We start from the raw sequence: 8,242 nt of genomic DNA on the forward strand, positions 1-8,242 counted from the left end.
GTGAGCAAGGCGATCGAAACGCTTTCGACCGGGGATAGGTCTGCCATGGCGGCGGCGCTGGACGATATCAGTGCGTTTGCCACCGCCGCGCAGGGCGCGACTGCGGAAACCGCACTCCAGCCAGGCGCATCGATCGATCAGATCGCCGACTCGACCAACTTCAAGCGGATGACTTCGGCCGAGCGCACGAAGCTCGCGGGGGTCGCGGCGAACGCGCAGGCCAATGCAGTGGACAGCGTCGCGGGCAAAACAGGTGCGGTTGCCTTGGCAAAGAGCGATGTAGGCCTTGGCAACGTCGACAACACGTCCGACGCGAGCAAGCCGGTCAGCACGGCTGTGGCGACGGCGCTGGCTGGCAAAGCGTCCAGCGCTCAGGGGGCGAAAGCGGACACGGCGCTGCAGCCTGGCAGCGGGATTGACCAGCTTGCCGATAGTGCCGACTTCAAGCGGATGACGGCGGCCGAGCGCACGAAGCTCGCTAGTGTCGCCACCGCCGCTCAGGGCGCTAAAGCGGACACGGCGGTGCAGCCGGATCAATTGCTTTCTGGCGCCGAACTTGCGCCAGTCTGGGCGCTCGCGTCGCAATCGCCAGCACGGGCGGGCGAGGCGCGCCAGCTCTTCTCATCCTCTGTGACGGGCGCACCGCTGGCACGGCCGGTTATCGCGTCCGGTTCCGTCGTGGTCGACACGGGCGGTTCGGTGCTGCGGATCGGCTCGACGGACGTGCCGGGCGATCCGGGCTGGCTCGATATCGCCCCGCGCTTGGCTGCGTCCATCCACGCGGGGCGCGTGTATCGCCTTCGCTTTGTCCTGCGCAGGTCGATCGATCCCGTCGATCCAGCAACCAACGCGATCGAGCTGCGGCTGCAGAACCTGAACCACAACAAGGCGAATGTCAGCAATGTCCGCCTGGGCGCGGCGGTCTCGCCGGTGGTGGCCGACGGCATCGTCCAGTATGAATTCCTCGTGGGCAAAGCCGGCGCGGCGCCGACGCTTGACGCTGTGATCCCGCCCTCGACAGTCTATGCGGTTCCGGTGCTGCGCATTTACGGCAACGGGCAGGCGACCGACATTATCGAGGTGTCGGCGCCTGAGGATGTCACGCATGTGGTGCAGACAGTCGGTGGCCTGGGCACCGCTGCCTATTCGAGCGCAACTGCCTTCGCCACCGCAGCCCAGGGCGCCAAGGCCGACACGGCTGTCCAGCCGGGCGCGCTAGGCACGGCGGCTGCAGCAAGCGCGACGGCCTTTGCTACCGCCGCCCAGGGCAATCTGGCGGCTAGCGCCTTGCAACCGGGGGCGGCCGCCACCCAGATCGCGGAGACAGCCGACCGCCGCTTCCTGACCAGCGAGCAGCGACGGAACATCGATCCAATTCGTAGCGATGCATTGACCTTACTGGAGGCGGCTGGGCTTGGCGAATTGCTCGCAGCACTGGTCGACGCTGGCGGCAATCTCGGCGCCGGGCTGGCATCCGATGGCACATGGATGGCGCGGACGCTGCGCGCCCTAACGGCTATGGCGACGCCGCTCTTGTCCGTCGCGCAGGCCGGTCAGGTGGCGTTCGACCGAACTGGTCAGATCGGGCGATTGCAAGGCGGGGCGCGCATCGAAATGGACGAGACCGATTATGAGGCGGTCATATGCGACGATGCCGGCAATGTCCTTCTCGGCGTCAAGGATGGCCGCCTGCACGGCTTCGGATCGGTGACGAGCCGGGCGGCGGGAAATGCCGTCGTTACCAGCTTCTTCAACGGGGTCCATCTTGAGATGGGCGACCACAATTATGACGTGGCGATTGCCGACGCGGCGGGGAATGTGCTGTTGGGTTGGCTGGACGGCCAATTCTACGATGGCCTTCCGACTCCGCCCGCGCCGGCCGCGATCGATGCCAGCCCGGTTTTTGGCGACGAGTTGTTCCAGCATGCAAGCTATCCGGTAACGCTCTATGTCCCGCAGATGACGGTGGGGCGCGGGGAAGAGCAGGCCGTCACCGCTACGCTTCGCGCCGACATGGGCACCGGGAAGGCGCAAGTCATCGTTGCCGGGCGGGAGGAACTGCCGGTTCCCGCAGTCCCGGCCAGCGTCACAGCGGGCACGCTGATTTTCCGGCCGAGCGACGCGCCCGATGTGCGGCAGAGCATCGCGCTCACGCTGCGCGGGCCGCGCGCGGCGGCAAGGGGCGCGGTTCGGTGCTTCGCGATGGGCGACTCGATCACGAACAGGGGCGTCATTTCGCAGGTCAATTCCTGCCTGACCACCATCGGCTGGACGCCCAGTTGGATCGGCACGATCAACGCGAGCCAGTTGGGATCGACGCCCAGCGGCACAGCTGGGCCTCTGGGCGAAGCGCGCGAGACGCGGGCATGGGCAGACTTCGCGGGCTTCGACGCGGACCTGCAGATGACGCCGGTGTTTCCGGGCGACGAGGCGGCCTATCTTGCGCTCTCCAAGACCGACAAGGCCTCACGCAATCCGTTTCTGAGGCCGGCGCTGGGCGGTGACGATCCTGCGAATGTGGTGATAATTGGGGGCACCGGCTGGATATTTGATTTTGGCTATTACCTGTCGCGTTTCTCGCTGCTGATCCCTGCCGTCGCGCTGATTGGGCTGGGTCGCAACGACCAGCGGCAGGCGGGCGCCGACGCACCGGCCAACGTCGAGCGGGCGATGAACATCATCCTTCCTTCGATCCGCTCGGCGCTGGGCGCGACGGCGCCGATCATCCTTTGGTATCCCCCAATGGCGAGGTCGGCCGAAGGGGACGCAGCATGGCCGGTTGATGTCGGCATCATCCGCCGAAAGATGAAAGTGCTGCGATCGCTGAGGGCGGCTGGCGACACCCATCTGCATTTCGTCAGCACGCATGCGACGCTGCCCGCCGAAGGCTCCTTCCCGTGGACCGGCGCGCTCGATCCCGACACCGGCATACTTGCCGGTGCGATCAGCGACGCAATCCATCCCGACAATATCGGTCATCGCCAGCTGGGCGTGCAGCTCGCGACAGCCATCGACTGCACCTTGCCCTGATCGTTCGAAACGGAGAAAGTCTATGTCACTCAAAATTGTTATTCCTGGTGCTGACTTCAGCGGCCTTGGCAATCCAAAGGTCGAAAGCCTGATCGAGGGATTGCCGGCCGACAATCTGGCCGCGCTTTATCTTTTCGATACAGGGGTAGAGGGGGCAGCATGGGCCGGGCCTGCCGTCGACAAGTCGGGGTTTGGACGAGATGCCCCCTTGGTCGCGGCGTCGACCGCGCTCAAGAGCGCTGGCGGCGTGAACAATGGCGCCGTGGCCAACGAGGGGTTTGCGGTCCTGACCCCCGTGGGGATCAGCAGCAAGTTCACCGTTTTCGGCGTGTCGCGCAACAACCTCCCGGCTTCTGCCGCTGTGTCGACAACGCTCATGCCCTGGTCGTCGTCTGGCGATTGGGCCGCTCCCCTCGCGCCCTCCGTGTCGGACGGAACTGCCGGCGCGGCCGCGCAGGCTACGGCGGGTCGCTTCCAGCTCAATCAGCAGAATTTCGTGAGCACATCGACCGGCAACTTCGCGGAGATGGGTGTATATGCCACGGCCGCAAACGTCTCGACCGGGTGGGCTGGCGCCACCGCCCGGCAGGACGTTCGCAACGCCGCTGCTGCCAAGGGTAGCTGGATCGCCTGGGCGCTTTCGTTCGATGCGGCCGTTGGCTATACGCTGCGGGGCATCGGCTCCAGCGTCATCGTCACTGGTGCCGCAGCCGACGCCGCAATCTGGCTGGCGAGGCAAACCAGCGTTGGGGGGCGCCACATCTTCGGCGCTCCCGCCTATCTCTCTGACCCGGACAACGTGCGAGGCGAAATGGCGCTCGCGGGCATATATGATGGCGTTGCAAAATCGGTCGCCGACATGGATGTCCTGTTGGCCCGCGTGAAGACGAAGCTGGCGGCCCGCATCGGCGCGACGATCCTCTAGGATAAACTATCCGTCAGCCCCTCTTCCGCTGGCGGATAGCCGCTGATCGTGTCCCCAGGCTCATAATGGCGCGCATGGCACAGCTCTCCACCCGCATCGCCGGCAGCGGCCTCACCGCCGTCGTCATCGCCGTAATCGCCGCGATCTTTCAGGTCGAGGGCGGCTATGTAAACGACCCCCGCGATCCGGGCGGCGCGACCAATCACGGCATCACGGAGCAGGTCGCGCGGGCGCACGGCTATAAGGGGAAGATGCAGGACCTTTCCAAAGGGCAGGCCCGTCAAATCTACTTCGAGGACTATATCCGAAAGCCGGGGTTCGACAGGCTGATCGAGCTATCGCCGGCTGTCGGAAAAGAGGCGATTGACAGCGGCGTGAATGCCGGGCCTGCCCACCCGGCGCGCTGGCTTCAGGTCGCCCTCAACAGCCTCAATCGTCAGGGGCGGGACTATCCCGAGCTGACGGTGGATGGGCAAGCGGGCCTCAAGACGATGGCGGCCTATGCGTCGCTGCAGAAGCTGCGCGGTGGGGCGGAGGCATGCCGCCTGATCGTGAAGCTCCTCGATGCACAGCAGGCGTCCTATTACCTCCGCCTGACCGAGGGCAACTCGACCTACGAGAGCTTCATGCCGGGCTGGACCATCAATCGCATCGGCAATGTCGACCTGAAGGAGTGCTCATGAAAATTCCCCTCGGCACAATCGCAAAGTGGGCCGGAAACGCGATCCTCGCCGCGTTCGCGCAGGCGGCAATCGATCGCCTGTCTCGACCGCGCAGGCCTCCGGCCGATCCCGCGCCAGCTTGGCCGAGCGAGGCAGCGGGCGGGGTGGTGCTCACGCCTCAGGGGCTTGCGGTCGTTGATGGCGAAGGACGGGTGATCGGCTATGTGGAGCGGCCGGCGCAGGCATCAAAAAAGGCGCCTGAAGCGCCTGTGCAAGAGGTCTGAACGGGCCGGCCGTTGCCTAATTTTTGTCGTGGATTTCTGTCGCGAATTTTTGTCGCGCTACAGTGGCGTCGAATCCGTGATGGATGCTTGTCATTGGCCAACGCTCCTGCGATAGATGTTCATGAAATGTTCTATGCGTCTCTTCACCCGGTCGCCCGGCTGACGGCCCCTGCGCAGGTCATGCACCAGGCGCGGATCGCGCGCGCAATCCCGGCCGAAACGGGTCGGCGACATGCGGAATTCCCGCAAAAATCTTTCAACAGCGATCAACATCTATGCCTGTCTCCCGTGGCTGGTCGACTCGCCCGGTGCGAATCGATAGGCATATTCCTATCTCAACCCCTATTTCCTACTTGTCTAGGAAAATTCCTACCATTATGGATGTGCTATGGATGAATCGCACCAAGCCCGCGTCACGCTGGATCGGCTGATCGCCGAACGGGGCGAAAATTATGCTGATCTCTCCCGGCTGATCGGGCGCAATCCGGCCTATATTCAGCAGTTCATCAAGCGGGGCACGCCGCGCAAGCTCGACGAGACCGACCGGCGCGTGCTCGCGCGCTACTTTGGGGTGCCCGAAGCGATGCTGGGCGGCACGGCGGACGAGGCCGCGCCGCCGCGCGTGCGGGGCACGCCGGCGGTGGTCGCCATTCCCCGGCTGGCGCTGGGGGCCTCGGCAGGTGTCGGATCGCTGGACGAGGATGAACGGGCAGCGGGCGTGATGGCGTTCGACGCGCGCTGGCTGCGCCATCTGGGCGTGCGGCCGCAGCGCGTGTCGATCATCCGCGTGGACGGCGAATCGATGGCGCCGACGCTGAGCGATGGCGACGATATCATGGTCGATCATGACGATGCCGCCGAACGGCTGCGCGACGGCGTCTATGTGCTGCGACTCGATGGGGTGCTGATGGTCAAGCGGATCGCGCTGGGGCCGCTGCGGGGGCGGTTCAGCGTCTTGAGCGACAATGTCCATTATCCCGATTGGACCGATATCGAGCCTGCGCTGGTGGATATCGTCGGGAGGGTGGTATGGACCGGGCGGCGCTTGCACTGATCGGCTTTCGTCCCCATTCAGGGGAGCGACGCAAGGCACGGAGCTTGGCTTGAACGACAATGGCGCGGTGATCGCCAAGGCGATCGAATGGCGGGGTGCGCCGATGGCGCTGGCGACGGTGGTGTCGACCTGGGGATCGGCCCCGCGTCCGCGCGGCAGCCATATGATCGTGCATCAGGATGGCCGGTTCGAGGGCAGCATTTCGGGCGGCTGCGTCGAAACCGACGTGTTGCAGCGGGCGGCCGAGGTGATCGCCGGGCGGCCGGCGCATGTGCAGACCTATGGCGTGGCGGACGGCGACGCCTGGGAGGTCGGGCTGCCGTGCGGCGGCGAGATCGCGGTGCTGGTGCAGCCGGTGGGCGAGGGCGGCTTTTCCCCGGATTTGTTCGACCGGATTATCGCGGAAAGCGCAAGGGGGCGGGCGCTGACGCTGGCGACGGACCTGTCTGGCGGGATGACGCGCGAGGAAGGCGCGGCGGGCGATTTCCTCAACCGCTATGATCCGCCGCGACGGTTGCTGATCGTCGGTGCGGTGCAGATCGCGCAGAGCCTGGTGCCGCTGGCGCAGGCGATCGGCGTGACGCCGGTGGTGATCGACCCGCGCGGCCGCTTTCTGACGCAGGAGCGCTTTCCCGGCGTGGAGCTGGACGACCGCTGGCCCGACGAGGCGGTGGCCGCGCGGCTGCCGGGCGAATCGACGGCGGTGGTGACACTGAGCCACGACATCAAGATTGACGATCCGGCGCTGGTCGCGGCGCTGCGCGCGCCGACCGGCTATGTCGCGGCGCTGGGGTCGCGCAAGAGCCATGCGGCGCGGCTGGAGCGGCTGGCGGCGATGGGCTTCGCGCCAGACGATCTGGCGCGGATCGATGGGCCGGCGGGGCTGGACATCGGCGCGGTGGGCGCGGCCGAGATCGCGCTGTCGATCACGGCGGGGATGGTCGCTGGGTTCAACGCGCGGCGGTGAAAAGTTCGCCCTCCGCCTCAAAGGGAAGGCGAAGGGCGTATCCGCCAGGCTGTCGGGCACCAGGGACGGCCGGCTGGTAGCAATGTGCCCGGAAACAGCAATACCCAAAATGGGGGCATTTCCAATTTTTCAGTCGTAAAACTGAAACTCTGAGTAATAAAATTGCAAGATCAGCAGCATCGTCCGCCATTTTTTCCGCCATATCGAGCCTGCTGACGGTCGCGGAAAAACTGGGTGCGGTCCATGACCGGATGGTCGGGATGATGATCGGCCATGTGGCGCAGATAGGCGTCATAATCGGGGATGCCGACCATCAGGCGCGCCGTGCGGCGCAGCGTCTCGAAAACCCCGGTCATTCGGCGGGAACCATTTGCGCGGGGATTTCCCGCGCCGTCGGGTGCGCGGAGCGATAGGCGGCGAGGCAGGTCCGCACGGTGAAGAAAAGCAGCGACAGCACCACCGCGAGGAACAGCGCCACCAGCGCGGCGTCAATCCGGTCGTTGAACAGGATGCGCTGCATCTCCGCCGCCGATTTGGCCGGGGCGAGGATTTCGCCGGCGCTCATCGCCTCGCCGAAGCGGCTCGCATGGGCGAGGAAGCCGACCTTGGGATCGGGCGAGAAGAGCTTGAGCCATCCCGCCGAGAGGGTGCAGACGAGCAGCCAGCCCGCCGGGATCATCGTCACCCACGCATAACGGTCGCGCTTCATGCGGAAGAGGACGGCGGTGCCGAGCATCAGCGCGATTGCGGCGAGCATCTGGTTCGATATGCCGAAGACCGGCCAGAGCGTGTTCACCCCGCCCAGCGGATCGGTGACGCCCTGATAGAGGAAGAAGCCCCAGGCGGCGACGCAGAGCGCGGTCGCGACGAAGCCCGGCCATATGCGCGTCCCGTCCTTGAACGCAGGGACGGCGAGGCCGATCAGATCCTGGAGCATGAAGCGGCCGGCGCGGGTGCCGGCGTCCACGGCGGTGAGGATGAAGAGCGCCTCGAACAATATCGCGAAATGATACCAGAAAGCCTTCATCGCGGGGCCGCCGACGACATGGCTGAAGATTTCCGCCATGGCGACGGCCAGCGTCGGCGCGCCGCCCGCGCGGGAGATGATCGTATGTTCGCCCACGTCCTTCGCCGTTTGGGTGATGAGATCGGGCGAGATGGGGAAGCCCATGGCTGTGACGGCGGCGGACGCGCTGGCGGCGTCCGTTCCGATCAGCGCGGCGGGGCTGTTCATCGTGAAATAGATGCCAGGGTCGAGGATCGACGCGCCGACCAGCGCCATGATCGCCACGAACGCCTCCATCAGCATCGCGCCATAGC

At 65.7% G+C, this 8,242-nt stretch carries 9 protein-coding genes; 6 read left to right on the forward strand and 3 right to left on the reverse strand.

Annotated features, from left to right (window positions below; all coding sequences use genetic code 11):
- The 4 genes from V2B31_RS13190 (at nt 1) to V2B31_RS13205 (ending at nt 4,901) form a co-directional block, all read left to right on the forward strand.
- Nucleotides 1-3,030 carry a hypothetical protein gene (locus V2B31_RS13190; RefSeq protein ID WP_328279241.1) on the forward strand — a complete coding sequence of 1,010 codons (3,030 nt, stop codon included), beginning with the start codon at nt 1-3 and terminating at the stop codon, nt 3,028-3,030.
- Nucleotides 3,031-3,052: 22 nt separating this feature from the next.
- Nucleotides 3,053-3,955 (forward strand): hypothetical protein, encoded by a 903-nt coding sequence (locus tag V2B31_RS13195; protein WP_328279243.1) that lies wholly within the window; start codon nt 3,053-3,055, stop codon nt 3,953-3,955.
- A gap of 74 nt (nt 3,956-4,029) precedes the next feature.
- Nucleotides 4,030-4,638 (forward strand): glycoside hydrolase family 108 protein, encoded by a 609-nt coding sequence (locus V2B31_RS13200; RefSeq protein WP_328279245.1) that lies wholly within the window; start codon nt 4,030-4,032, stop codon nt 4,636-4,638.
- On the forward strand, nt 4,635-4,901 hold the full coding sequence (locus V2B31_RS13205; RefSeq protein WP_328279247.1) for a hypothetical protein: 267 nt from the start codon (nt 4,635-4,637) through the stop codon (nt 4,899-4,901). Before V2B31_RS13200 ends, V2B31_RS13205 begins: the two co-directional genes overlap by 4 nt.
- Nucleotides 4,902-4,991: 90 nt before the next feature.
- Here the strand turns inward: V2B31_RS13205 and V2B31_RS13210 are convergent, their stop codons facing one another.
- The gene (locus tag V2B31_RS13210; RefSeq protein ID WP_328279249.1) at nt 4,992-5,174 is read right to left on the reverse strand and encodes a hypothetical protein; all 183 of its coding nucleotides are present in this window, start codon (nt 5,172-5,174) and stop codon (nt 4,992-4,994) included.
- A 115-nt stretch (nt 5,175-5,289) separates the two neighbouring features.
- Here V2B31_RS13210 and V2B31_RS13215 point away from each other — a divergent pair, with 115 nt between their 5' ends.
- Nucleotides 5,290-5,955, forward strand: a complete 666-nt coding sequence (locus tag V2B31_RS13215; RefSeq protein WP_328279251.1) for a LexA family transcriptional regulator — start codon at nt 5,290-5,292, stop codon at nt 5,953-5,955.
- A gap of 49 nt (nt 5,956-6,004) precedes the next feature.
- Nucleotides 6,005-6,922 carry an XdhC family protein gene (locus V2B31_RS13220; RefSeq protein WP_328279253.1) on the forward strand — a complete coding sequence of 306 codons (918 nt, stop codon included), beginning with the start codon at nt 6,005-6,007 and terminating at the stop codon, nt 6,920-6,922.
- Between the two features lie 170 nt (nt 6,923-7,092).
- On the opposite strand, the gene V2B31_RS13225 is transcribed toward V2B31_RS13220, so the two are convergent.
- Nucleotides 7,093-7,278: a YbdD/YjiX family protein gene (locus tag V2B31_RS13225; protein ID WP_328279255.1), complete on the reverse strand. Its 186-nt coding sequence runs from the start codon at nt 7,276-7,278 to the stop codon at nt 7,093-7,095.
- Nucleotides 7,275-8,242: carbon starvation CstA family protein (locus V2B31_RS13230; RefSeq protein WP_328279257.1), on the reverse strand; the 968-nt coding region annotated here is incomplete at its 5' end. The genes V2B31_RS13230 and V2B31_RS13225, both read right to left, overlap by 4 nt.

It is taken from the genome of Sphingobium sp., from assembly GCF_036170395.1.
In the GTDB taxonomy this organism is placed as follows: domain Bacteria; phylum Pseudomonadota; class Alphaproteobacteria; order Sphingomonadales; family Sphingomonadaceae; genus Sphingobium.